This is a genomic window from Pseudactinotalea sp. Z1739, assembly GCF_049725055.1.
Classification (GTDB): domain Bacteria; phylum Actinomycetota; class Actinomycetes; order Actinomycetales; family Beutenbergiaceae; genus CALKWS01.
Genome location: NZ_JBMPQA010000005.1, coordinates 148,730 through 171,645, shown reverse-complemented (window position 1 = coordinate 171,645; position 22,916 = coordinate 148,730). Strand labels below are relative to the sequence as shown.

Annotated in this window: 24 protein-coding genes and 1 riboswitch; of the genes, 4 read left to right on the top strand and 20 right to left on the bottom strand. The window is 70.7% G+C overall.

The genetic code is table 11. The features are described from left to right. Positions 1–29 precede the first annotated feature (29 nt). From ACO0LV_RS08545 to ACO0LV_RS08485, 13 genes are all read right to left on the bottom strand, one after another. Positions 30–1,208, bottom strand: a complete 1,179-nt coding sequence (locus ACO0LV_RS08545) for an acetyl-CoA C-acyltransferase (RefSeq protein ID WP_424787466.1) — start codon at positions 1,206–1,208, stop codon at positions 30–32. Next, on the bottom strand, positions 1,205–1,867 hold the full coding sequence (locus tag ACO0LV_RS08540) for a CoA transferase subunit B (protein ID WP_424787465.1): 663 nt from the start codon (positions 1,865–1,867) through the stop codon (positions 1,205–1,207). Before ACO0LV_RS08540 ends, ACO0LV_RS08545 begins: the two co-directional genes overlap by 4 nt. A gap of 2 nt (positions 1,868–1,869) precedes the next feature. After that, positions 1,870–2,685 (bottom strand): CoA transferase subunit A, encoded by an 816-nt coding sequence (locus tag ACO0LV_RS08535; RefSeq protein ID WP_424787464.1) that lies wholly within the window; start codon positions 2,683–2,685, stop codon positions 1,870–1,872. Next, positions 2,682–3,614 carry an alpha/beta fold hydrolase gene (locus ACO0LV_RS08530; protein ID WP_424787463.1) on the bottom strand — a complete coding sequence of 311 codons (933 nt, stop codon included), beginning with the start codon at positions 3,612–3,614 and terminating at the stop codon, positions 2,682–2,684. Before ACO0LV_RS08530 ends, ACO0LV_RS08535 begins: the two co-directional genes overlap by 4 nt. Then, complete coding sequence (locus ACO0LV_RS08525) at positions 3,611–4,357, bottom strand: 3-hydroxybutyrate dehydrogenase (protein ID WP_424787462.1); 747 nt, start codon at positions 4,355–4,357, stop codon at positions 3,611–3,613. Before ACO0LV_RS08525 ends, ACO0LV_RS08530 begins: the two co-directional genes overlap by 4 nt. Continuing rightward, positions 4,350–4,973 carry a TetR/AcrR family transcriptional regulator gene (locus ACO0LV_RS08520; RefSeq protein WP_424787461.1) on the bottom strand — a complete coding sequence of 208 codons (624 nt, stop codon included), beginning with the start codon at positions 4,971–4,973 and terminating at the stop codon, positions 4,350–4,352. Before ACO0LV_RS08520 ends, ACO0LV_RS08525 begins: the two co-directional genes overlap by 8 nt. After that, positions 4,970–6,499, bottom strand: a complete 1,530-nt coding sequence (locus ACO0LV_RS08515) for an AMP-binding protein (protein ID WP_424787460.1) — start codon at positions 6,497–6,499, stop codon at positions 4,970–4,972. The genes ACO0LV_RS08520 and ACO0LV_RS08515 overlap by 4 nt, the downstream gene beginning before the upstream one ends. Continuing rightward, positions 6,496–7,665 (bottom strand): branched-chain amino acid ABC transporter permease, encoded by a 1,170-nt coding sequence (locus ACO0LV_RS08510; RefSeq protein WP_424787459.1) that lies wholly within the window; start codon positions 7,663–7,665, stop codon positions 6,496–6,498. The genes ACO0LV_RS08515 and ACO0LV_RS08510 overlap by 4 nt, the downstream gene beginning before the upstream one ends. After that, positions 7,662–8,537 carry a branched-chain amino acid ABC transporter permease gene (locus tag ACO0LV_RS08505; protein ID WP_424787458.1) on the bottom strand — a complete coding sequence of 292 codons (876 nt, stop codon included), beginning with the start codon at positions 8,535–8,537 and terminating at the stop codon, positions 7,662–7,664. Before ACO0LV_RS08505 ends, ACO0LV_RS08510 begins: the two co-directional genes overlap by 4 nt. Continuing rightward, positions 8,534–9,253, bottom strand: coding sequence for an ABC transporter ATP-binding protein (locus ACO0LV_RS08500; RefSeq protein WP_424787457.1), 720 nt, complete (start codon positions 9,251–9,253; stop codon positions 8,534–8,536). Before ACO0LV_RS08500 ends, ACO0LV_RS08505 begins: the two co-directional genes overlap by 4 nt. Further along, entirely contained in the window at positions 9,250–10,011 is a 762-nt protein-coding gene (locus ACO0LV_RS08495; protein ID WP_424787456.1) for an ABC transporter ATP-binding protein, read from the bottom strand. The genes ACO0LV_RS08500 and ACO0LV_RS08495 overlap by 4 nt, the downstream gene beginning before the upstream one ends. A gap of 63 nt (positions 10,012–10,074) precedes the next feature. Continuing rightward, positions 10,075–11,337 carry a substrate-binding domain-containing protein gene (locus ACO0LV_RS08490; RefSeq protein WP_424787455.1) on the bottom strand — a complete coding sequence of 421 codons (1,263 nt, stop codon included), beginning with the start codon at positions 11,335–11,337 and terminating at the stop codon, positions 10,075–10,077. A gap of 227 nt (positions 11,338–11,564) precedes the next feature. Further along, a complete protein-coding gene (locus tag ACO0LV_RS08485; protein WP_424787454.1) occupies positions 11,565–11,873 on the bottom strand; it encodes a hypothetical protein in 309 nt (102 codons plus the stop codon). A 49-nt stretch (positions 11,874–11,922) separates the two neighbouring features. Here ACO0LV_RS08485 and ACO0LV_RS08480 point away from each other — a divergent pair, with 49 nt between their 5' ends. The 3 genes from ACO0LV_RS08480 to ACO0LV_RS08470 are packed head-to-tail and all read left to right on the top strand — an operon-like array spanning position 11,923 to position 13,273. After that, the gene (locus ACO0LV_RS08480; protein ID WP_424787453.1) at positions 11,923–12,228 is read left to right on the top strand and encodes a type VII secretion target; all 306 of its coding nucleotides are present in this window, start codon (positions 11,923–11,925) and stop codon (positions 12,226–12,228) included. Next, positions 12,225–12,950, top strand: coding sequence for a hypothetical protein (locus ACO0LV_RS08475; protein WP_424787452.1), 726 nt, complete (start codon positions 12,225–12,227; stop codon positions 12,948–12,950). The genes ACO0LV_RS08480 and ACO0LV_RS08475 overlap by 4 nt, the downstream gene beginning before the upstream one ends. Next, on the top strand, positions 12,947–13,273 hold the full coding sequence (locus tag ACO0LV_RS08470; protein WP_424787451.1) for a hypothetical protein: 327 nt from the start codon (positions 12,947–12,949) through the stop codon (positions 13,271–13,273). Before ACO0LV_RS08475 ends, ACO0LV_RS08470 begins: the two co-directional genes overlap by 4 nt. A gap of 37 nt (positions 13,274–13,310) precedes the next feature. On the opposite strand, the gene ACO0LV_RS08465 is transcribed toward ACO0LV_RS08470, so the two are convergent. From ACO0LV_RS08465 to ACO0LV_RS08455, 3 genes are all read right to left on the bottom strand, one after another. After that, positions 13,311–14,204, bottom strand: a complete 894-nt coding sequence (locus tag ACO0LV_RS08465) for a bifunctional 5,10-methylenetetrahydrofolate dehydrogenase/5,10-methenyltetrahydrofolate cyclohydrolase (protein ID WP_424787450.1) — start codon at positions 14,202–14,204, stop codon at positions 13,311–13,313. A 7-nt stretch (positions 14,205–14,211) separates the two neighbouring features. Next, complete coding sequence (glyA, locus tag ACO0LV_RS08460) at positions 14,212–15,513, bottom strand: serine hydroxymethyltransferase (protein ID WP_424787449.1); 1,302 nt, start codon at positions 15,511–15,513, stop codon at positions 14,212–14,214. Positions 15,514–15,556: 43 nt separating this feature from the next. Beyond that, a riboswitch (ZMP/ZTP riboswitch) is annotated at positions 15,557–15,643 on the bottom strand. A 51-nt stretch (positions 15,644–15,694) separates the two neighbouring features. Further along, positions 15,695–16,306, bottom strand: a complete 612-nt coding sequence (locus tag ACO0LV_RS08455) for a GNAT family N-acetyltransferase (RefSeq protein WP_424787448.1) — start codon at positions 16,304–16,306, stop codon at positions 15,695–15,697. A 116-nt stretch (positions 16,307–16,422) separates the two neighbouring features. On the opposite strand from ACO0LV_RS08455, the gene purU reads away from it, so the two are divergent. After that, complete coding sequence (gene purU / locus ACO0LV_RS08450) at positions 16,423–17,292, top strand: formyltetrahydrofolate deformylase (RefSeq protein ID WP_424787447.1); 870 nt, start codon at positions 16,423–16,425, stop codon at positions 17,290–17,292. A gap of 20 nt (positions 17,293–17,312) precedes the next feature. Here purU and ACO0LV_RS08445 read toward each other — a convergent pair whose 3' ends face one another. From ACO0LV_RS08445 to ACO0LV_RS08430, 4 genes are all read right to left on the bottom strand, one after another. After that, a complete protein-coding gene (locus ACO0LV_RS08445) occupies positions 17,313–18,188 on the bottom strand; it encodes a hypothetical protein (RefSeq protein WP_424787446.1) in 876 nt (291 codons plus the stop codon). A gap of 79 nt (positions 18,189–18,267) precedes the next feature. After that, positions 18,268–18,540, bottom strand: coding sequence for a hypothetical protein (locus tag ACO0LV_RS08440; protein ID WP_424787445.1), 273 nt, complete (start codon positions 18,538–18,540; stop codon positions 18,268–18,270). A 24-nt stretch (positions 18,541–18,564) separates the two neighbouring features. Further along, complete coding sequence (locus tag ACO0LV_RS08435; RefSeq protein WP_424787444.1) at positions 18,565–19,566, bottom strand: malate dehydrogenase; 1,002 nt, start codon at positions 19,564–19,566, stop codon at positions 18,565–18,567. Positions 19,567–19,752: 186 nt separating this feature from the next. Then, entirely contained in the window at positions 19,753–22,794 is a 3,042-nt protein-coding gene (locus ACO0LV_RS08430) for an alpha-mannosidase (protein WP_424787443.1), read from the bottom strand. Positions 22,795–22,916: the final 122 nt, after the last annotated feature.

Below are 22,916 nucleotides of genomic sequence, written 5' to 3'. Positions count from 1 at the left end.
GGGTCTGGCCGTGCGGGGCGCGTGCACGCCTAGGGGGTGTGCAGCAGCAGTGCCTCGCCCTGCCCGCCACCGCCGCACAGGGCGACGGCGGCGCGGGTGGCCTCCCCGGCGGCGATGCGGTGGGCGGCGTGGACGGCCAGGCGGGTGCCCGAGGCGCCGATGGGGTGGCCCAGGGCGATCCCGCCGCCGTCGGGGTTGATCACGGACACGTCCACGCCGAGGCGGGCGGCCGAGCCGATCACCACGGCGGCGAAGGCCTCGTTGATCTCCAGCAGGTCCACCTCACCGACAGCCCAGCCCTGCCGGTCCAGGGCCACCTCGAGAGCCGCGGCGGGCTGCTCCTGCAATGACGCGTCCGGGCCGGCGACCTGCCCGCAGGCCCCCACAGCGGCGAGCACATCCCAGCCCTCGGCAGCGGCCCGTTGCGCCGTGGTGACCACCACGGCCGCGGCCCCGTCGCTGATCTGGGAGGCGTTCCCGGCGGTGATGTGGCCTTCGGGGGTGAACGCCGGCCGCAGCTTCGCCAGCGATTCCTCGGTGGTGTCGGGACGGACGCCCTCATCGCGCTCCACGACCGTCTCCCCCCGGCGGGTGCGGATCGTGACCGGGGCTACCTCGGCGTCGAACCGTCCGGCCTGCCACGCGGCCTGGGCGCGCTGGTGGGAGGCGGCGGCTACCGCGTCCTGCTCGCCGGGGGTCGTGGGGAAGACGTCCCGACGGCGGTCGGTGCCCAGCCCCATCGCCTCACCGCTCCAGGGATCGGTCAGCCCGTCATAAGCCATGTGGTCGATCGCGGTGGTGGGACCGAAGGCCCAGCCCTTGCGTGATCCGGCGAGCAGGTGCGGGGCCAGACTCATCGACTCCATCCCGCCGGCCACCACCACCTGGGCCTCACCGGAGCGCACCAGCCGGGTGGCGTCGATGATGGCGCTCAAGCCGGACAGGCAGACCTTGTTCACCGTGGTGGCATGGGCTCGCCACCCCACACCGGCGGCGATCGCGGCCTGCCGGGCCGGGGCCTGCCCGGCGCCGGCCTGCAGCACCTGGCCCATGAACACCGCGTCCACGGCCTCGGCCGGCACCCGGCCACGTTCCAGGGCCGCCTTGATCGCGTGGCCACCCAGTTCGGTGGCCGGCAGCGTCGACAGCGCACCGTTCATCCGCCCCTGCGGGGTGCGCGCCGCGGCCACGATCACGATGTCACTCATGCCCGTACCTCCACCTTGGTCAGGTCACTGGCCACCGTCAGCCCGGGTTCGGTGGCTGCCTTGACCTCCTCCACACTCACTCCCGGTGCGGTTTCGACGAGCACCAGCCCATCGGCGGTGACGTCGATGACGGCCAGGTCGGTGATGATCCGGTCCACCACGCCCTTACCGGTGAGCGGCAACGAGCACTCATCGACGATCTTGGCGCTGCCGTCCTTGGCGGTGTGGGTCATCAGGATGATGACCTTGCGCGCTCCGTACACCAGGTCCATCCCCCCGCCGGGGCCCTTGACCATCTTGCCCGGGATCATCCAGTTCGCCAGGTCCCCAGCGGCCGAGACCTGCATCGCTCCCAGGATCGCCGCATCGATCTTGCCGCCGCGGATCATTCCGAAACTCATCGCCGAATCGAAGAACGCCGCCCCGGGCAGTACCGTCACCGTCTCCTTGCCGGCATTGATCAGATCCGGATCCAGTTCCTCCTCCAGCGGGTAGGGACCCACCCCCAGGATCCCGTTCTCGGACTGCAACACCAACGCCTTGTCGGCCGGCACGTAGTTCGGCACCAGCGTCGGCATCCCGATGCCCAGGTTCACGTAGGCCCCATCGGGCAGTTCCAGGGCCGCCCGGGCCGCCATCTGCTCACGAGTCAGAGCCATGGTCACCGCCCCGCTTCCTGGCGCACCGTGCGCCGTTCGATCCGCTTCTCGAAGTCGCTGCCCACATGCACCAGCCGGTGCACGTAGATGCCCGGCAGGTGGACCTCGTCCGGATCGATCTCGCCCGGCTCCACCAGCTCCTCCACCTGGGCGACACACACCCGCCCCGCCATCGCCGCCAAGGGGGAGAAGTTGCGCGAGGCCTTGTTGAACACGAGGTTGCCGTAGCGGTCCCCCTTCATCGCGTGCACCAGGGCGAAGTCGCAACTGATCGCCTCCTCCAGGACGTACTCGGCTTCCGTGCCGCCGGCACCGAAGGTGCGCACCTCCTTGGCCGGGGAGGCCTTGGCCACCGACCCATCGGGGGCGTACCGCATCGGCAATCCGCCCTCGGCGACCTGGGTGCCCACCCCGGCCCTGGTGTAGAACGCCGCGATCCCCGATCCTCCCGCTCGCAGTTTCTCCGCCAACGTGCCCTGCGGCGTCAACTCCACCTCCAGTTCACCGGAGAGGTACTGGCGCTCGAAGTCCTTGTTCTCCCCCACGTAGGAGGCGGTCATCTTCGCCAGCCGTCCGGCCCCGAGCAGCAGCCCGAGACCGTAGTCCTCCACCCCGCAGTTGTTCGACACCACCGACAACTCACTCGCCCCCTGGGCCAGCAACGCCTCGATCAGTGCCACCGGGTTACCGCTCAACCCGAACCCGCCCACCGCGATCGAGGCCCCCTCGGCGATATCGGCCACCGCGGTCGCCGGGGAGTCCACCACCTTGTCCAAGCCGGCGCTCTGCGCCGGCGACCCTGCTGTGGTCGTCGTCATCGTCGTACTCCTTCCGTCGTCATCGTCGGATCCGCCGCGGGGCGCCCGGCCAGGTGCGCGGCCACCAGCCGCGCTCCCGCGGCGGACATCACGACGGTGTAGTGGTTGACGTCGTCGGCCCATTCCATAGTAAGGCAGGGCAGACGTTCGGCCCAGGCCCGTACGTGCTCGGGACGGTACAACGGGGCGTCATCGAGCAGGCCGCGGGGGGCGTGCACGAACGTGGTGGGGGTCGCGAGATGCGCCAGGGCCCGGTGCACCAGGTCTCCGGTGACCAGTTCGCGCTGGTCGGCCGCGACCGCCTCGACGGCCGAGGTCGGACGCCAGCCGTCGCCGTCCGGCTCCAGGTCATAGTCGAAGTAGGGCGCCAGTTCGGCCACCAGTCCGGGGCTGAAGGCCGGGTGGCCGCTCCAGAAGTCCCGGTAGGCCTCCTGGTCGGGAAACGTCATCCGCAGCCGCTGCAGCGCCGGGCCCAGGACGGCCCGCATGAGCAGGTCCGGGTCGGCGTCGGCCGGGATCTCCAGCGGGAGACCGCCATCGACCAGCACCATGTCCCGCACCAGGTGCGGCTGGCGGTCCTGCAGCACCACGACCACGAAGGCGCCCATCGAATGACCCAGCGCGGTGACCTCGGTCACGCCCAGGTACCGCACCAGGGCGGTCAGGTCCGCCGCGTGCCGCACCATCCCATACGGGCCGGGCAGCGTGTTCGAGCGGCCCCGGCCGCGTAGGTCCGGGGCGATGATGCGCCTGCCGGGCAGCAGCGCGGGCAGCCGTAACCAGCCCTGGTGGGTGGCGGTGATGCCGTGGACGGCCAGCACCGGGGGTTCCTGCGTGAGGGGTGCGGGCGCCTCGGGCTCCCAGATCCCCGCGCGCAGGTACCCCCCGTCCACCGGTACGTTCACGGTGCGGTAGGTGTGCGTCCTCATCTGGCCTGCCACCCCCCGTCCAGGCCGAAGGAGGAACCGGTGGCCATGGTCGAGTGCGGGCCGGTGAGCCAGAGCACCAGGTCGGCGACGTCGTCTGGCTCGGCCAGTTGCTTGACCGCCTGCTGGGTGAGGAGCACCTTCTCCAGCACCTCCTCCGCACCGATGCCGTGCACCCGGGCCTGGTCGGCGATCTGTTTCTCCACCAGGGCGGTGCGCACGTACCCCGGGTTGACGCACACGCTGTTCACACCGTGGGCGGCACCCTCCAGGGCGGTCACCTTGCTCAACCCTTCCAGGGCGTGTTTGGCGGTGACGTAGGCGCTCTTGTACGGCGAGGCCACCAGCCCGTGTACCGAGGAGACGTTGATGATACGACCCCAACCCCGCGCGTACATGTGCGGGAGGACGGCCCGGATGAGCAGGAACGGGGCTTCGACCATGATCCGCTGGATCCGGCGGAAGTCGGCCGGGTCGAACTCCTGGATCGGGGCCACCACCTGGATCCCGGCGTTGTTGACCAGGATGTCGGCCTGCAGGGTGGCTTCGGTCAGGACGGTGGTCTCGTCCAGGTCCACGGCCCAGACCCGGCCCCCGATCTCGGCGGCCAGCGCCTCGGCGGCACGCTCGTCACGGTCGGCGACCAGCACCTGGGCACCGGCCCGCGCGAGTGCGCGGGCACAGGCCGCCCCGATCCCGGCGGCGCCCCCGGTCACCACCGCGTGCTTCCCGGTCAGGTCAGTCATCGCCCTGCCCTGCCTCTCCGGGCTCCAGCGCCCGCTCGATCAGCGTCATGATGCCGTCGAAGACATCCTCGGGAAGTTCCTCCGGAGCCTGGCCCTCGGTCCAGGTCACCCAGCGCATTCCGACCAGTTCGCCGATGCCCATCAAGGCCCATGCGGTGACTTCCGGGTCCAGGTCGGCGGCCACCTCGCCACGTTCCTGGGCGGCCGTGAGGCCGGCGACGTAACCGCGGGCGATGGTCTCGTAGTGCACGTGCAACACGTCCGGGGCGACGAACTCGGCCTGGCGCATGATCCGGTACAGCGCGGGGTTCTGGGCGGTGAAGCGGAAGAATGCGCGAAAGCCCGCACGCTCAGCGGCAATGCGGCCGGTCTCGGCGCTGGAGGCCTCGTGCATCGCCTGGCGCACCCGGGAGTTCAGGTCCCGCACCACTTCCTCGAACACCTGCTGCTTGGAGGTGAAGTACAGGTAGAAGGTGCCCTGCCCGACGTCAGCCGCTGTGGTGATCTTCACGATCGAGGCCTCGTGGTACCCGTACTCGGCGAACACCTCGGTGGCCACGGCCAGGATCCGCGTGCGGGTCCGCGATCCTCGCTCGGTACGCGGTGGGGCACTCATCGGGTCTCCTTCGGCTCAGGCATCAGGGCGCCGCGGCGGATCTTGTGCAGCGCGGTACGCGGGAACTCGGTGACGAACCGCACCGAGCGGGGAACCTTGAACGTCGCCAGTTCGGCGCGGCAATGAGCGAGCAGTTCCTCCGGTGCCGGTGGCCGGTCCGGGTCGGTGGGCACCACCACGGCATGGCCCACCTCACCCCAGCGCTCGTCGGGCACCCCGATCACGGCGGCGTCGGCCACCTGCGGATGTCTCCGCAGGACGTCCTCAACCTGCGCCGGTGCCACGTTCTCCCCGCCGGTGATGTACATGTTCGACAGCCGGTCCACCACCCGGTAGTAGCCGGCCTCGTCCCTGGTGGCCAGGTCGCCGGTGCGCAACCAGTCGCCGGTGAACGCGGCGGCGGTGGCCTCCGGGTCGTCGTGGTAGCCGGCGAACACGGCCGGGCCGCGGACCAGCAGCTCCCCGCTACCTGCGCCGGTGATCAGGTCCCCGGTACCGACCTCGGCCAGCGCCACCTCGACGTGCGGGTAGGGCTTGCCGACCGAGCCGACGCGGGTGAAGGCATCCTCGGGCGGGACCAGCAGCACGTTCGGGGCGGCTTCGCTGAGGCCGTAGCCCTGGATCACCCGCACCCCGCGATCGTGCCAGGTGCGCAGGAGCCCGACAGGCATGGGGGCACCGCCCACCACCATGTGCGTCAGGCCGGACAGGTCCGCCTCGGCGAATCCGGGAACCTCGGAGATCATGCGGTAGTGGGAGGGCACGCCCATCATGGTGCTCACCCGGTGCTGGGTGAGCACGCCGAGCACCTGCTCCGGGTCGAAGTCCGGTTCCAGCACCACGGTGGCCCCCCGCCACCAGGCCAGCAACGGTTGCACGTTCCACCCGCCCACGTGGTACTGCGGCAGCACCGCCAGGACCACGTCCTCGGTGGTCATCCCGGCCACCCCGGACAGGGACAGGTTGGTCCAGAAGCAGTTGGCGTGGGTGAGCACCACCCCGCGCGGGCTGGAGGTGCTGCCGGAGGTATAGACGATCAGGAGCGGGTCGTCGTCCCGGGGTGCACGGCCCGGTCCGGCTTGGGTGCGGGCCGGCGCCGGCGCCTCCCCCTCGTCCAGGTCCTCCAGGAACACCACCGGCGCGCTACCGGAGGCCCCGGTCGCGTCGAGATCGTCGGCGAAGGGGCGTTGCACAGCGATCAGCGCCGGGCGTGCGTGCCCGAGCAGATAGGTCAGTTCACCGGTGCCGAGCCGCCACGACAACGGCACCAGCACCAGGCCCGCCTTGGCGCAGGCGAAGAACAGCACCACGTGTGCGGTGCTGTTGCGGGTCAGCGTGGCCACCCGGTCACCACTGCGGTAACCGGCCCGCAGCAGCCGGTCGGCCAGCGCAGCGGCGCGGGCGTCGAGTTCGGCGTACGTGGTGCGCACGCCGCGCTCGTCGATGGCCACCTTCTCCGGGGTCAACCGGGCGTGATCGGCGGTCCAACGACCCAGGGTGTGACCGCCGGGCTCGAGTGCGTTCACGCGATCTCCTCCAGCCGGCGTCGTTCACGTGCCTTGCGCCGTTGCGCGGCACCCTTGCCACCGACCACCCGGGTGGCCACCCGCCGCAGCCCGCCGGCGATGCCACCCGGCAGGAAGAGCACCACCAGGATGAACAGCGTACCGAGGATGAAGGCCGGTTCGCTCATCGGGATCCGCAGCACCGTGGGCAGACCCTCGACGGCCTCGGAGGAGGCCAGCACCGACAGCCGCTGGTTGAGCATGGTGAAGGTGACCGCCCCCACGATCGCGCCCCAGCGGGACCCCACGCCGCCCAGCACCACCATGATCAGCGCCTGGATGGTGAACTCGGCCGAGGAGATCGTCGGGACCGCCTGGGACTGCAGCAGCAGGTAGGTCACCCCGATCGCGGCGGCCAGGGTGCCCGCGATGGCGAAGGTCAGCAGCCGGATCAGGTAGGGCGCCTGGCCCAGCACCCGCACCCGCATCTCGTTCTCCCGGGTGGCTTCCACCACGTGCCCGGCACGGGAGCGCTGCACCCAGGTGACCACCACGTAGACCACCACCAGCAGGATCAGCGCCAACCAGTACATGTTGCGGGTGTTCACCACGCCCACCAGCGCGTCCGGCACGTTCGCGGTGGCCAGACCGATGCCTTCCTCCCCGCCGCTGTAGCCACCCAGGTTCCGCCGGGCGATCACGTTGCCGGCCTGCGCGAAGGCCAGGGTCACCATCGCGAAGGAGACCCCCGAGACCCGCAACGACACCGCCCCCACCAGGGTGGCCAGCGCGATCGCGGCCACCAGGACCAGCACCGCGGCGATCAGCAGTGGCATGTCGGTGCGCTGCAGCACGATCGCCAGACCATAGGCGCCGGCGGCGAAGTACAGCGCGTGCCCGAAACTGAGCATCCCGGCGACCCCGTAGACCAGGTGGTAGGTCAGCGCCAGGGCGCCGTAGATCATGCACAGGGCGAGCAGGTGCATGGTGCCGGGGGTGTAGGTGGCGCCGGGCAGCACCCCGGGGACGGAGACATCCAGCAGCGGCAGGCACGCCACGGCCACCACCATCGCCAGGCCCACGAGCAGTGGGGCCCGGCGGCTGGGTCGGCGTACCTGGTCGGCGCCGGGTTCGGCCGGGTCGGCGGCAGCGGTGGCCTCGGTGTGGTCCCGGGTGTCGGTACTCATGCTCGTTTCACTCCCAGCAGGCCGGAGGGGCGCAGCAACAGGACGACGGCGAGGGCCAGCACCGCGATCAGGTCACCCACGCTCCAGTAGTAGTTGGCGAACTGCTGCGGCACCGCCACCAGGATCGCGGCGATCGCGGCACCGCCGAGTGAGCCGAGCCCACCGATGACGGTGACGATGAAGGCGAAGATCAGCAGCGTCTGGCCCATGTGTGCCGAGACGTACCCGAAGTACTGCGAGGCCAGCACCCCGCCGAGGCCGGCGGCGGCGCCGCCGATGGCGAAGACGAGGGTGAAGGAGCGGCGTACGTCGATCCCCAGCGCGGTCACCATGGACCTGTTCTCCACGCCCGCGCGGATGATCAGGCCGTACCGGGTGTGTCGCAGGAACAGCACCAGGCCCAGCAGCAGCGCCGCGGCGACGGCGATCGTGATGAACACGGTGTTGGGGACCCTGGCCCCCATGATCGAGGTGGTCTGGCCGAACCAGCTGGGCCCGGAGATGAACACCGGGTCGGTGCCCCAGACACCTTCGAACAAGGCCACCCCCACCAGACCCAGGCCCACGGTGATGAGGACCTGCTCGATGTGCCGGTTGTACAGCGGGCGGATCAGGAACAACTCGGTGAGCGCGGCGATCACGGCGCCGGCGACCGCCCCGGCCAGCAGGGCCAGGCCGAAGCCGCCCCAGGTGCCGGGGTCCAACCGTTTGGCGACCTCCCAGCCGACGAACGCACCCAGCGACAGGAACACCCCGTGGGCGAAGTTCAGCACGTGCATCAGGCCGTAGATCAGTGACAGCCCGGAGGCGATCAGGAAGTACAGCGCGCCCAGTCCCAAGCCGGTCACGAGCAGCAGCACCACGGTGCTCATGTCTGCACCTCCGTGGTCGGGTGGGTGGCCACGCCGAGGAAGCGCTGGACGGCGTCCTCATCGGCCAGCAGGTCGGCCGCCTTGCCGGTGTGCACCACCACGCCTGCGTCGATGACCACGACCTCGTCGGCGAGGCGTTCGATCACCGGCAGGTTCTGTTCCACCAGCAGGATCGGGGCGGTGCGGGCGGCTTCCTCCAGCGCCTGCGCCACCTGGTCCACGATCCGTGGCGCCAGACCCTTGGTGGGCTCATCCACCAGCAGCAGCCGGTTGCGGTTGATCAGGGCCCGGGACAGGGACAGCATCTGCTGCTGCCCCCCGGACAGCGTCCCGGCGCGCTGGTCGGCCCGCGGGACCAGGTCGGGGAAGAGGGCCTCGACCAGATCGTGGCGGGGGTCGGCGTCGCGGACCGCCAGGCGCAGGTTCTCCGCCACGGTCAACCCGGCGAACACCTCCCGGTCCTCGGGCACGTACCCGATGCCGCGGCGGACGATCTTGTGGGTGTGTTCGGAGTCGATGCGCTCACCAGCGAACGTGACCCGGCCGGACCGGGTGATCAAGCCCATGATCGCCTTCAGCGTGGAGGTCTTGCCCACGCCGTTCCGGCCGAGCACCGCGGTCACCCCGGCCTCCGGCACGCTCAACGACACATCCTCGACGACCTGCTGGCCACCGACGGCGGCGGACAGGTGCTCGACCTGCAGCAGCGCGCTCATGCCGCCGTCCCCAGGTAGGCACTCTGCACGGCCGGGTCGTCCATGATCGCCTCCGGGGAGTCCAGTGCCAGGATGGCGCCCTGGTGCAGCACGGCCACCCGCTGGACCAGGTCCATCACGACGTCGATGTGGTGCTCGACCATCAGCACGGTGCAGTTGTGGTCACGGTGCATGCCACGGATCACCTCGGACAGTCCGGGCACATCGGCGCGGGATACCCCGGCCATCGGCTCGTCGAGCAGGATCACGCGGGGGTTCATCGCCAGCAGCACCGCGATCTCGAGCTTGCGCTTGTCCCCGTGGCTGAGACCGCCGGCCTGCACGTCCACCAGATCGCTCAGGCCGACCTCGGCCAGGTGGTCACGGGCGATGGTGGTGGCCTCGTCGCGCCAGCGCGGGAAGCGCAACACCGACAGGTTGCCACCGAGTTCCCGCTGGGCCGCCAGCCGCACGTTCTCCAGCACGCTCAGTCCCGGGAACAGGTTGGAGGTCTGGAAGGTGCGGCCCAGCCCGGCCCGGGCCCGGAGGTGGATCGCTGCGGTGGTGATGTCGCGGCCGGCGAGTTCGATCCTGCCGGCGGTGGGCCGGTGGATGCCCGAGATCATGTTGAACAGCGTGGTCTTGCCTGCCCCGTTGGGGCCGATCACGCCGAGCATCTCCCCGGCGGGGACAGTGAGGTTCACGTCGGTGAGAATCCTGATACCACCGACGGCGAAACTCAGGTTCTGCACGCTCAACGCAACTGGGGTGGGAGCCATGGGGGGCCTTCCTGGGTAGGGCCGGTCCGCGCCTGGCGCGGACCGGCCCGGGTCAGCGCAGGGTCAGTTCGCCTCGGGCGGCTCGACGTCCGCGCCGTCGACGGTGGAGACCAGCTCCGGAACCCAGTTGCCCTCGTCGTCCTGGGCCAGCCGGGCCTGGTACATCGGCTGGATCAGGGCGTGGTCGGAGGCCCGGATGGTGTAGTCACCCTTGGGCCCTTCGAAGCTCCACCCCTCCAGCGCCGCGATCATCGCGTCGACGTCATCGCCGCCGCCGGCGGTGCTGATCGCGTGCACGACCATCTGGGCTGCGGTGAACCCGTCCGGGGTGAACAGGTCCGGGGTGCCACCGGCCTCCTCGACGTGGGCGACAAGGAAGTCGTTGATCGCGTTGTCCGGGGCGCCGGGGAAGTAGTGGTTCAGGAAGTCGATCTGGTCCGATGCCTCGCCGTAGGCGTTGAACGTGGAGGCATCGCCCAGTCCGGTGACCACGGTGATGTCGTCCAGCACGCCCTGCTGGCTCAGGGACTGCCACATCGCACCGGATGTGGCGCCGGCCCAGGCCACGAAGACCATGTCCGGACCGGCATCGAGAACCTGCGCGGCGAACGGGGTGAACTCGGTGACGTCCTCGGGGATCATCACCGAGGAGACCTCGGCGCCCTGGGCGCCCAGGATGCCGTCGACGGCGGCGAAGTTGCCCTGACCGAAGGCGTTGTCCTGGCCGAAGACGAGGATCTCCGAGCCCTCGACGTCGATGAAGGAGCCGGCGGTGGCCACGTCCTGCAGGGACTGGCGCCCGGAGCGGAAGGTGTAGTCGTTGATCCCGGTGACCGCGTCCGCGGCGGCCGGACCGGAGATGTAGAGCACTTCGTTCTGCTCGGCCTGCTCGGCGAGCGCCAGCGCCACACCGGAGACGGCGGTGCCGGTCATGATCGTGTAGCCCTGGCCGATGACGTCGCGAGCGGCGGTGATGGCGCGGTCGGTGTCGCCGCCGTCGTCGAGGATCTCCACGACGATCTCCATGCCGTCGATCTCCCCGGTGCCGTCGGTGGCGTAGTCCAAGCCGGCGTGGAAGCCCTCGATGAAGGTGTCACCGTAGGCGGCCAGGGGGCCGGTGGTGGAGGTGATCAGGGCGACCTCGACCGGATCGCCGCCGCCCGCCGCGTCCTCGGCCGAGGCGGGATCGGCTTCGCCCTGGTCGCCGTCGGTGTCGCCGTCATCACTTCCGCCGCCACCACCGTCGGCACTGGGGGCGCAGGCGCCGACGGCCAGGAGGGCCGCCAGGCCCATCGTGGCCACGAGGGTCTTGGTTCGTACACGCACGGGGGACCGCCTCTTCGTTGAGTGCCGTGCCGGGCGCCTGGCCCGGACATGACAGGTGATTCAGGTTTCATGAATCATGAACTGCATCCGCCGTCCCTGTCAAGCCGTGCACGCCGTCGACCCGCACCGGAGGCGGTACTCGAGGGCGCGGAAGAAGGGCCGGCAAGGCGGCATCCGAGCGTGACCGCGGACCTCGGGTCCGGCGGTGCGATGGGCTGGCGCGGGGGCTATGACATCAACCAGAAAGTGATCGCGAGCGCCGCGATCACCGATCCCGCTGCGCCGAGCACCCAGCCGAGGGCAGCGCCGGAGGGCGCCGGGGGGCCCGAGCCCAGGGTCTCGACCACCCGGGCCTGGGACAGCGCCGCGCGGTAGCGTGCGTAGGCCCCGAAGCCCACCAGCACCACCGTCGGCACTAACCACGGCGTCACACCGGCGGCGGCCAACTGGATGCCGATCACCACCAGCCCGATCACCCCGGCGGCCAGGAGGTGGATGACGGCGCTGCGGTGGGTAGTTCTCCCCTGGTGTCTCACCCTCCTAGCATGGTCCACTCGGACCGAGCCCAACAAGGAGGAGACGCGCGTGACTGAGTTGTACGTCGACCCGGAGGCGCTCCGGAAGTTCGGTAGGTCGATCGATGGCTATGCCGATGACGCCGGAACCGCCAAGACCTACCACGGAACCTGGTGCACCCTGACCGGCGGCCACGGGATCTTCCAGAACTTCACCTCCCTCGCCGCGGAGGTGCGGAGCGCCGTCGATGACGCCCTGGACCACATGCAGGATGTCCTGCGGTCCTCGGGGGCGGAGTTGGAGGCCTCGGCCGACTACTACGCCGAGACCGACGACGACGTCGCCGCCGAGATGGACGGGAAGTACCCCAGATGAGCGGCCCGGCCGACGCGCTCGTCACGCCGAGTGACGAGCCGATCATCCCGGATCTGGCCGAACTGGTGATCAGCTCGATGGGCACGATCCTCAGTCCCAGCGGCTGGATCCGCACCGTGGTGAACTGGGTCTTCGACTGGGACCCGCTGGCGGAGGTGTCCAAGACCTTCAGTGGCGACTGGAACTCCGTGGCCCAGGCCGCCCGGGCGTACGAGAACCTGGCGAGTTTCTCCAGCGAGGCCGGCGCCCATATCGGTGCCGACACCCGCAAGGTCCAAGCCGATTGGGAAGGTCAGGCCGCCGAGGCCGCCGCCGGCTACATGAACGACACCTTGATCCCGGCGCTGACCGAGCTCGCTGCGTCGCTGAACAACTCCGCCGGGGACTTCCGCGCCGTCGCCGTGGGGATGCACCGCACCTCCGAAGCGGCGATCTCGGCGTTCACCGCGGTGACCGACTGGATCATCTACACCGCCGCGGTCGCCGCCGCCGCGGCCGCGTCCTCCTGGACGGGAGTGGGCGCGGTCATCGGCGGCGGGGCCACCGCGGCCGCGGTGGCCAAGACGATCCAAACCGTCAGCACCGCGGCCGACGCTCTCTCCGCCGGGCAGGCCGTGATCAACGTCTTCGCGGGTGTGGTCCCCGGGTACTTGGGCGCCATCCACGGATTCAGGGACACCGAACTCCCCGCTGGCTACAACCACGCATTGGTGACCTCATGAGCAATCAGACCCCCGAACCCGATCAGCCGATGCTGTCCTCGATCCCGGTCGGCAGCCCCGCGCACAAGAAACTCGCCGAGGCGATGCGGATCCTACGCGACCAGGCACCCGATGCTCAGTCCGCCGCGTTCTACGACGACATCCTCGCCGGACGGCGTTCGGCCCGGGACCTGGCCGAGTCCGAGGATTTCGCCCGGGTCGCGCAGCAGGGCCTGGCCAGACACCAAGAAGAACTGGACAGCCTGGATGAGACCGAGCGGGCCCGCCTCCAGGAGCAGGCACGGGCCGAGGCCGAGCGCCTGGACCGCCGGCCGGGTACCTGAGCATCTCAGCGGGGGTCACCGCCCGGCCCACGTCGGCTCAGCGTGAGGGGAGTCCCCGTTCCGCGGCCTCGACGGTGTTGCGCAGCAGCATCGCGATCGTCGTGGGGCCCACTCCCCCGACCCGCGGGGTGATCGCCCCGGCCACCTGCTCACACCGTTCGTCCACGTCCGGTAGCAGTTTGCGTCCCGAGTAGCGCACCCCGCCGCCGATCACGGTGGCGCCGGGGCTGATGTGCTCCGGTTGCAGGATCCCCGGTACCCCGGCCGCGGCGATGACCACCTCGGCCCGTCGGGTATAGCGGTGCCAGTCGCTCACCCCGGTGTGCACCACGGTGACGGCCGCGTTGGCGGTGGGCCGCTTCTGGGACAGCAGCAGCGCGAGCGGCCGCCCCAGCGTGGTACCCCGGCCCAGGATGCACACCTCACGGCCGGCAACGGGAATCTCATAGTGTGCCAGCAGCGTCTCGATGCCCGCCGGGGTGCACGGGACCGGACCGGGCATGCCCAGGGCCAGGCGACCCATGTTCACCGGGTGCAGCCCGTCCACATCCTTGTCCGGATCCATGGTGAGCATCGCCGCGTCGAAGTCGATCTGCGGCGGGGTGGGGTGCTGGACCAGGATGCCGTGCACCTCCTCGGCGGCGTTGAAGTCGGCGATCGCGGACTCCAGGTCGGCCTGGGTGGCGTCCTCGGGCAGATGGGTGTGCGGGGACGTCATGCCGAGTTCGGCTGCCTTGTCCTGCTTCATCCGGATGTACCCGGCCGAGGCCGGGTCACCTCCCACCAGGATGGTGGCCAGCCCGGGGCGCCGGCCGGCCCCGGTGAGGGCGGTGATCCGTGGGGCCAGTTCGGCGATCACCGCATCGGCCACGGGGCGGCCCGGGAGCATGCGGGCGGGCGACGTTTCACCGACAGGTGCTGCCTCAGTCATCGGCTGCTCACTGCTCCAGGCCGGGGTAGAGCGGGAAGGCGGCGGTCAGTGCCTGCACGCGGGCCTTGGCGGCGTCGATGTCGGCACCCTTGCCGGCGGCCAGCACCCCGGCGATAATGTCGGCGACCTCGGTGAACTCGGCCTCGCCGAACCCGCGTGCAGCCAGTGCCGGGGTGCCGATGCGGAGCCCGGAGGTGACCATCGGGGGCCGGGGGTCGAATGGCACCGCGTTGCGGTTGACGGTGATGCCGGCAGCGTGCAGCAGGTCCTCGGCCTGCTGACCGTCCAGTTCGGAGTGGCGCAGATCCACCAGGACCAGGTGCACGTCGGTGCCCCCGGTGAGCACCGAGACCCCGGCGTCGGTGACGTCCTCGGCGCCCAGCCGCTCGGCCAGGGCCTGCGCACCGGCGATGGTGCGCTGCTGGCGCGCGGCGAACTCGGCGGTGCCGGCCACCTTCATCGCCACCGCCTTGGCGGCCACCACATGCATCAGGGGCCCGCCCTGCTGGCCGGGGAAGACGGCGGAGTTGAGCTTCTTGCCGAACCGCTCGGCGTCGTTGGCCAGGATCATCCCCGAGCGCGGCCCGCCCAGCGTCTTGTGCACCGTGGTGGAGACCACGTCGGAGTGCGGCACCGGGTTGGGATGCAGCCCCGCCGCGACCAGGCCGGCGAAGTGGGCCATGTCGGTCCACAGGTAGGCACCGACCTCATCGGCGATCTCGCGGAAGGCCGCGAAGTCCAGGTGGCGGGGGTAGGCGGACCATCCGGCGATGATGACCTTGGGCTGGGCCTCGATGGCCTTGGCGCGCAGCGCGTCGTAGTCGACCTGGTGGGTCGTTTCGTCCACACCGTAGGCCGCCACGTTGTACAACCGGCCGGAGAAGTTGAGCTTCATGCCGTGGGTCAGGTGCCCGCCGTGGGCCAGTTCCATGCCCAGGATGGTGTCCCCGGGGCGGATCAGGGCGTGCAGGACGGCCGCGTTGGCGCTGGCCCCGGAGTGTGGTTGAACGTTGGCGTAGGTGCCTCCGAAGACGCTCAGCGCACGTTCGATGGCCAACGACTCGGCGATGTCCACCTGCTCACAGCCGCCGTAGTAGCGCCGGCCCGGGTAGCCCTCGGCGTACTTGTTCGTCAGCACGCTGCCCTGGGCCTGCAGCACCGCACGCGGGACGAAGTTCTCGCTGGCGATCATCTCGAGGGTGTCCCGCTGGCGGGTCAGTTCTCCCTCCAGAACGGCAGCGATCTGCGGATCGAGGTCCGCCAGTGACTGCTCGTTGATCGGGACGTCGGAATGTGGGGACTGGCTCATCGGTTCCTCCGGTTCGGCAACGCATCAACAAGGGTAGGTGGTGGACCTCGGCCCAGGCGGGCGACCTGCAGTCCTGTTGCCGTCGCTCCCCGGTGGTGACTCCACCTCGGCGCCAGTCGCGACGGCACTACCCTAACAACCGCAGATCGGCCCGGCCGCCACCGGTAGTCCCCCGGCTGGGTCAGCCCTGCGCCACTTCGCCCGGGGCACGGCCGTGGGACTGCGGGTCGCCATCGGACTCCCGGCCGCCGTCGTCGGGCCCCGGGTCGCCGTCGTCGGCCTCCGGGTCACCGTCGTCGCCCTCCTCGGCCACCTCCACGTCACCGAGGATCTTGCGCAGGTAGGCATAGGTGAGGTCGCCGGCGTTCTGGTCGTACTGGTGCTCATAGCCGGCCTTGGCGTACAGGGACAGGTTCTGCTTGGAGTCCTGGCCGGTGAACACCCACACCTCATTGGTGCCCTCGGGCAGGTAGGCCAGCACCGCCATCAGCAACCGGGTGCCGATGCCCCGGCCCTGCAGGTCCGGCACCACCGCCAGGCGTCCCAGCAGGGCACGGTCCTCCTCCAGGCCCACCCGGATCGAACCGACCATGCGTGTGCCCGACCAACCGGCCAGGGTTACCACGTCCGGGCGTTGCAGGTCGGCGCGCAACTCCTCCAGGGTCTGGGTCAGCGCAGGAATGTGCGCGTCGCCGTAGAGTTGGGCCTCGGTCACGAACGCGGCCCGGCGCACCGTGAGCAACTCCCCGGCGTGGGCATCGTCGACGACGTCGATCCGCAACTGGTCATCCATACCCCCATCTTGGCATCCGCGGGCGCGCCCGTTGCGCCAACGGCACCGGTGGGGCGCATCCGGGTGCCGGGACCGATGACGCCGGGCGCCGGCCGCTGGGCCCTGCCGGTACCCTCGTGGGCGTGACGATCGAGACTTCCTCCCCGGTGCACTGGGTGCTGACGCTGTCCTGCCCCGACCGCTCCGGAATCGTGCACGCGGTGGCCGGGGCGCTGGCCGCGCACGGCGGCAACATCACCGAGTCCCAGCAGTTCGGCGATCCCGACTCCGGACTGTTCTTCATGCGCGTGCAGGTGGAGGCGAGCACACCCCGGGGAGAGTTGCACCGGGCGATCGGCGAGATAGCCGAGCGGTTCTCGATGACGTGGCATCTGGATGTGGCCGGACGGGCGCTGCGCACCCTGGTGCTGGGCTCGACCACCGAGCACTGTGTGGGCGACCTGCTGTTCCGGCAGCGCTCCCAGCGCCTGCCGGTGGACATCCTCGGGGTGGTCTCCAACCACACCACCCTGGCGCCGCTGGCACAGTTCTACCAGGTGCCCTTCCACCACATCCCGGTCACCAAGGAGACCAAGGACGCCGCCGAGCACCGGCTGCTGCGCCTGGTGCGTGACCTGGACGTGGAACTGGTGGTGCTGGCCCGGTACATGCAGATCCTCTCGCCCTGGCTGTGCGCGGAGCTGGCCGGGCGGGTCATCAACATCCACCACTCGTTCCTGCCCAGTTTCAAGGGCGCCCGCCCCTACGCCCAGGCCCATGACCGGGGCGTCAAACTCATCGGCGCCACCGCCCACTACGCCACCGCCTCCCTCGACGAGGGTCCGATCATCGAACAGGACGTCGAGCGCGTCACCCACGCCGACACGGTCGCCGACCTGATCTCGATGGGCCAGGACGTCGAGCGGCGCGTGCTGGCCAGGGCGGTGCGCTGGCACGCCGAACACCGGGTGCTGCTGGACGGTCACCGCACCGTGGTGTTCCGCTGACACCTGCGCGCGGGTCGGGCTCAGCGGTTCTTGTAGCCCTTGGGGTCGGTCGGGTTCTGCATCGGCACTGTGGAGGAGTGACCGGTCTGCAGGCCGCCGGAGGCATCGCCGCCACCGCCGGGCTGGGTGAGGTGCCCGCCGGGGTTGTACCCGGTGGACACGGTGCCCAACTGCTGTCGCTTCGCACGTGCACGCGCCATCCGCACCGCGCCCTGGATCATCAGGATCAGACCGAACACGACCGGGACCCACAGCAGGCGGAACTCCTCACCGGGCGTGGCACTGAAGTAGCTGTAACCGGTCACCCCGACGCCGACGAGCACCAGCACCAGACCCAGCAGTACCGTCTTGCCACCACCCTGCGGGCCCACCGGAGGCGCCGCATTGGGGTTGCCGCCCGGGGTGGACGAACCGGAATGGGTGGACACCGTCGGGCCGTTCTGACCGTAGGTGGCACCGGCGCGCACCCCGCTCGGCGTGGAGGCACCGGCGGTGTACGGCGACCCGCCCGCGGATCCGCCCGGACCCGGCGAGGCGCTCGAGGGTGAGGCCGGCGCCCCGGCGGAGGACTGGCTCACGCCGTCGGCGGCCGACCGCGGCTCGCGGTTGGAGACGTGGAAGTCCGGACCGCTGGGCGCCCCGGGGATGTGTGCCTCACCGGAAGGGGACACGCTGCCGTAGGAGGCAGCGGTGTCGCTGGTCTCGAACAGGGAGGATCCGGACGACAGGGCCGAACTGCCGAACAGGCTCGAGCCGACGTCGTCTGCCTTCTCCAGCCAGAAGTCCCAACCCTGCGGCGGCTCGGGCCAACTCGGGTCGGGTTTCCATCCCGGCGGCGGCGTCCAGCCCGCTTCGGGCTTGGGCCAGCCGGGTGGGGGGTTGAAGACGCGCGCCATGAACCCGACGATAGTTCACCCGGGCCCGGCCCGAAAGGCGAGGAGGCCGGCGGAACCGCCCACCGGCGACCCGTTCGACTCAGGGGCGCCCGCCCGGTGGGGTGATGTGCCGGTCATCCGCCCCGACCCGGCTCAGCGTCACCAGCCCCACCGGCAGGTAGACCGCAGCCAGCAACACCAGTCCCGCACCGACCCAGACCAGCGTCATCTCCTCGACCACCACCCAGCCCAGCACCACCAGGGTGAAGCCGATGACCTCCAGGATCACCGTGGTGATGAACAGGTTGCGTCGGCGCCGTCCGGCGAGGGCAGCGAACTGATCCGGGTGGGGACGATCGGTGTGACTGGTCATGGCCGAGAGGTTAGTGCGCGTTGCTCAGATCAGTCCGAGGCCGGCCACCGCGTCGCGCTCCCCGGTGAGCTCGGCCACCGAGGCATCGATCCGGGTGCGGGAGAACTCGTTGATCTCCAGGCCCTGCACGATCTCCCATCGACCATCGGTGCTGCGCACCGGGAAGGAGGAGATCAGCCCCTCCGGCACCCCGTAGGACCCGTCGGAGGGGATCGCCGCCGAGGTCCAGGAGTCCGTTCCGGTGCCGTTCACCCAGTCGTGCACGTGGTCGATCGCGGCGTTGGCGGCCGAAGCGGCGCTGGAGGCACCGCGGGCGTCGATGATGGCCGCTCCGCGCTTGGCCACGGTGGGGATGAAGGTGTTCGCGAGCCAGTCCTCGTCGTCGATCACCTCGGGGGCGGGGCGCCCCCCGATGCGCGCGTGGAAGATGTCGGGGTACTGGGTGGCGGAGTGGTTGCCCCAGATGGTCAGGTTCTCGATCTCCGCTACGGCAGCCCCGGTGCGGGTGGCGATCTGGGAGACCGCCCGGTTGTGGTCCAGGCGGGTCATCGCGGTGAAGCGTTCCGCGGGCACGTCCGGGGCGTGCGCCTGGGCGATCAGGGCGTTGGTGTTGGCGGGGTTGCCTACCACCAGCACGCGCACGTCGTCCGCGGCACCGGCGTTGATGGCCTGACCCTGGGGCTTGAAGATGCCGCCGTTGGCCTCCAGCAGGTCGCCGCGCTCCATGCCCGCACCGCGGGGCCGGGCGCCGACCAGCAGTGCCACGTTCACGCCGTCGAACGCCGCGGTGGCCTCGTCGAAGATGTCGACCCCGCGCAGCAAGCCGAAGGCGCAGTCCTCCAGTTCCATCGCGGTGCCCTCGGCGGCCTTGACCGCCTGCGGGATCTCCAGCAACCGCAGCCGGACCGGCACGTCGGGTCCGAGCAGCTGACCGGAGGCGATCCGGAACAGCAGGGCGTACCCGATCTGACCGGCGGCTCCGGTGACGGTGACGTTGACCGGCGCGGTGGTGGGTGCTTCAGACATCGGTGCTCCTTCGAGGTCGGGTTGCCCCGGGACTGCCTGGTCGCAGCCGGGCGCTGCGCGGGCCCCGGGTCGGTGCCGTCGGCCCGGGTGCGCTCCGGGGATGTGGTGCGGTGCTCCCTAGTTATATAGTGCACGACCGCTGAGGGCAGAATCGACCGGTCGTCGCACCGGGGACCGGCGAGACGGTCAGGACCGGGCGAACCGGAGCGTGACGACCTGGAACGGGCGCAGGTCCAACTCGACCCGCCCGTCGGGGTTCACCACGACCCCGCGGTCCCGGCCGGGCCGCTCCAACAGGTCGGTGGCGAGCGCGCCGGTGGCCTCGAACCCGGGCGTCACCGTGGCCCTGGCCCGCCCGCCCCGGGACTCGTACAGCCGCACGATCACGTCCCCGCTGCCATCGCGGGCCAACTTGACCGCCTCGACGACGACCGCCGGATCGCTCACCTGCACCAGCGGGTCCACCGCCCCGGAACCGGTCACCGTGCGCTCGGGCAGGTTGATCCGGTACCCCTCGGTGACCGCGTCGGCGATCTCCGCGCCCACCACCAGGGACGAACGCAGCGTGTGCCTGCCCTGGTCGGCGTCGGGGTCGGGGAACATCGGGGCGCGCAGCAGGCTCTGGCGCACCGTGGTGGTGGTGCCGCCATCGGCGCGGGTGGTCCGGGTGATGTCGTGGCCGTAGGTGGAGTCGTTGCCGACGGCGAAGCCGTACCCCGGCTCACCCACGTGCACCCAGCGGTGCGCCACCGTCTCGAACCGGGCATGGTCCCAGGAGGTGTTCGCCGCGGTCGGGCGGTGGATGTGACCGAACTGGATCTCACTGGCTGCCTGTTCGGCGCGCACATCCAGGGGGAAGGCCAGTTTCAGCAGGGTGTGCCGTTCGTGCCAGTCCACCTCGGTGGTCAGTTCCACCCGGTGGGCGCCGTCGGGCAGCAGGTAGCGCTGCACGATGCGGGAGTCGCCGAACCGCCGCTGCACCTGCACCCCCGCGCCGCCGGACGTCTCGGTGATCTCCTGCACCGAGGTCGCCTCGGTCAGGTCGCGGACGTTGCGCCGGTAGTGCTCATCGATGTCCCACGCGTCCCACTGGTTCGGGATGTCCCGATGAACCTGCAGCAGGCCGGCTACCTGCCCCGGCGGCAGTGCCTGGCGGCCGGTGCGCAGGTCCAGGACGGACGTGATCAGCCCGCGCCCGTCGATACCGACCCGCAGCCGCCCGTTGTCCAGCACCACACCGGTACCGTCCCGGACCAGGTCGGTCACGCCGTCGTCGGCTGTTCCGGCAGCCGCGCCCGCGCCGAGGGCGGGCACTGCCCGACGTGGGAACGGACCGGCGTTGAACGTCACCTCCTCGGTGCCCGCACCGGCCAGCGCCGCCAGCGCGGTGGCGATGATCTGTTCCAGTTCGGCGATCGTCTCGGTGTAGCGCTGCTCGGCCTCGCGGTGCACCCAGGCGATGGAGGTGCCGGGCAGGATGTCGTGGAACTGGTGCAGCAGCACCAGGCGCCACAGCCGCTGCAGGTCCTGGGCGGGGTAGGCCGCTCCGGTGCGCACGGTGGCGGTGGCGGCCCACAGCTCGGCCTCGCGCAGCAGGTGCTCCGTGCGCCGGTTGCCCGCCTTGGTGCGGTGCTGGGAGGTGTAGGTTCCGCGGTGGTACTCCAGGTAGAGCTCCCCGGACCACACCGGCGGGTGGGTGTACTCGGCCCGGGCGGCGGCGAAGAACCTCGCCGGTGAGGACAGCACCACCGTGGGTGAACCCTCCAGGTCCGCGGTGCGCCGGGCGGCGGCGATCATCTCCCGGGTGGGTCCGCCCCCGCCGTCGCCGTGGCCGAAGGGCACCAGCGAGGTGTTCGCCCGGCCCTTCTCGGTGTACTGGCGCTGGGCACGGGCCAGTTCCCGGGCGGACAGGTCGGAGTTGTAGGTATCCACCGGAGTGAGGTGGGTGAAGATGCGGCTGCCGTCGATACCCTCCCAGTCGAAGGTGTGGTGCGGCATCGCGTTGGTGTCGTTCCAGGACATCTTCTGGGTGAAGAAGGCGTCCTTGCCCGCGGCGGCTGCGATCTGCGGCAGGGCACCGGTGTAGCCGAAGGAGTCCGGTAGCCAGACATCGGTCGTCTCCACCCCGAAGGTGTCCAGGAAGTAGCCGCTGCCCTCGAGGAACTGGCGGGCCATTGCCTCCCCGCCGGGCATGTTGGTGTCGGACTCCACCCACATCCCGCCGGCCGGGATGAACCGGCCCTCGCGCACCTTCTCGGCGATCCGGGCGAACAGCTCGGGGTAGTACTGCTCGATCCAGGCGTACTGCTGGGCCGAGGAGCAGGCGAAGGTGAAGTCGGGGTCGGTCTCCATCAGCGCCAGCACGTTGGCGAACGTGCGCGCGCACTTGCGCACCGTCTCGCGCACCGGCCACAGCCAGGCCGAGTCGATGTGGGCATGCCCGACGGCGTGGACGCAGTGGGCGGAGGCGTGGGCCGGGGCGGCCCGCACCTTGGCCAGGGCCGCCCGGCCCGCCTGTGCGGTGCCGGGCAGGTCGGCCGGGTCGATCGCGTCGAGCATGTCCTCCAGCGCCGCCACGATCTGGCCGCGGCGGGGGACCTGGGCGCTGAGTTCTTCGACCAGCCCGCCCAGTGCGGTTACGTCCTGGACCAGTTCCCACACCGGCACATCGAGCAGGGCGACGTCCACGGTGCGCAGCGTGTAGAGCTCGCTGGGGTCGGCGGTGGACTTCTCACCCATCGTGGTGCGCTTGGTGAAGGAGCCCTGGGGGACGTCGGGGTTCGCGGCGGCCTCGATGTAGACCTCGATCCGGTCCCCCGCGGCCGCCGGCAGTACCACGTACTGGTTGCGCGGTTCCAGCGCCTTGAGGATCTCCCCCTCGGCGGAGTAGACGATCGCCTCGGCCTGGAACCCCGGGTTGGCCCCGGAGAAGCCCAGGTCCACCACCAGTTCCGGGCGCACCTGCCCAGCACCGATCTCGCCGGACCACTCCGGCGGGACCGTGCCGGTGACGTGGAACCACACCGTGCCCCACGGCTTGCCCCACGGGGTGCCGGTCGGGTGCGGCCGGTACCGGCCCTGGATGGCCTGGCTGAACGGCACCGGTTCGTCCGGCACCTCCCAGGAGGTGACCTCCAGCGCGGCGCGGTGGCGGTACTGCGCCGCCAACAGCCACTCGTCCACGAATCGCCGCAGGCGCCCCAGGGTGCGGTCGGTGGTGTCGTGCATGCCTTCACTCCTCGCGAGGGGTGCCTCGCCGTCGTCGGATGGTTCGTCTGCTGCGTGGCCGGCGCAGACCGGGCTGACCGGTGACCTGACAACCCTGACAGCCGCCGCGGGCGCTCACAACC

Excerpts from the sequence above, each read along its gene's own strand:
- ACO0LV_RS08545 (WP_424787466.1), bottom strand. The coding sequence starts at position 1,208 with ATGAGTGACATCGTGATCGTGGCCGCGGCGCGCACCCCGCAGGGGCGG.
- ACO0LV_RS08540 (WP_424787465.1), bottom strand. The coding sequence starts at position 1,867 with ATGGCTCTGACTCGTGAGCAGATGGCGGCCCGGGCGGCCCTGGAACTG.
- ACO0LV_RS08535 (WP_424787464.1), bottom strand. The coding sequence starts at position 2,685 with ATGACGACGACCACAGCAGGGTCGCCGGCGCAGAGCGCCGGCTTGGAC.
- ACO0LV_RS08530 (WP_424787463.1), bottom strand. The coding sequence starts at position 3,614 with ATGAGGACGCACACCTACCGCACCGTGAACGTACCGGTGGACGGGGGG.
- ACO0LV_RS08525 (WP_424787462.1), bottom strand. The coding sequence starts at position 4,357 with ATGACTGACCTGACCGGGAAGCACGCGGTGGTGACCGGGGGCGCCGCC.
- ACO0LV_RS08520 (WP_424787461.1), bottom strand. The coding sequence starts at position 4,973 with ATGAGTGCCCCACCGCGTACCGAGCGAGGATCGCGGACCCGCACGCGG.
- ACO0LV_RS08510 (WP_424787459.1), bottom strand. The coding sequence starts at position 7,665 with ATGAGTACCGACACCCGGGACCACACCGAGGCCACCGCTGCCGCCGAC.
- ACO0LV_RS08505 (WP_424787458.1), bottom strand. The coding sequence starts at position 8,537 with ATGAGCACCGTGGTGCTGCTGCTCGTGACCGGCTTGGGACTGGGCGCG.
- ACO0LV_RS08500 (WP_424787457.1), bottom strand. The coding sequence starts at position 9,253 with ATGAGCGCGCTGCTGCAGGTCGAGCACCTGTCCGCCGCCGTCGGTGGC.
- ACO0LV_RS08495 (WP_424787456.1), bottom strand. The coding sequence starts at position 10,011 with ATGGCTCCCACCCCAGTTGCGTTGAGCGTGCAGAACCTGAGTTTCGCC.
- ACO0LV_RS08475 (WP_424787452.1), top strand. The coding sequence starts at position 12,225 with ATGAGCGGCCCGGCCGACGCGCTCGTCACGCCGAGTGACGAGCCGATC.
- ACO0LV_RS08470 (WP_424787451.1), top strand. The coding sequence starts at position 12,947 with ATGAGCAATCAGACCCCCGAACCCGATCAGCCGATGCTGTCCTCGATC.
- ACO0LV_RS08465 (WP_424787450.1), bottom strand. The coding sequence starts at position 14,204 with ATGACTGAGGCAGCACCTGTCGGTGAAACGTCGCCCGCCCGCATGCTC.
- glyA (WP_424787449.1), bottom strand. The coding sequence starts at position 15,513 with ATGAGCCAGTCCCCACATTCCGACGTCCCGATCAACGAGCAGTCACTG.
- ACO0LV_RS08455 (WP_424787448.1), bottom strand. The coding sequence starts at position 16,306 with ATGGATGACCAGTTGCGGATCGACGTCGTCGACGATGCCCACGCCGGG.
- ACO0LV_RS08445 (WP_424787446.1), bottom strand. The coding sequence starts at position 18,188 with ATGGCGCGCGTCTTCAACCCCCCACCCGGCTGGCCCAAGCCCGAAGCG.
- ACO0LV_RS08440 (WP_424787445.1), bottom strand. The coding sequence starts at position 18,540 with ATGACCAGTCACACCGATCGTCCCCACCCGGATCAGTTCGCTGCCCTC.
- ACO0LV_RS08435 (WP_424787444.1), bottom strand. The coding sequence starts at position 19,566 with ATGTCTGAAGCACCCACCACCGCGCCGGTCAACGTCACCGTCACCGGA.
- ACO0LV_RS08430 (WP_424787443.1), bottom strand. The coding sequence starts at position 22,794 with ATGCACGACACCACCGACCGCACCCTGGGGCGCCTGCGGCGATTCGTG.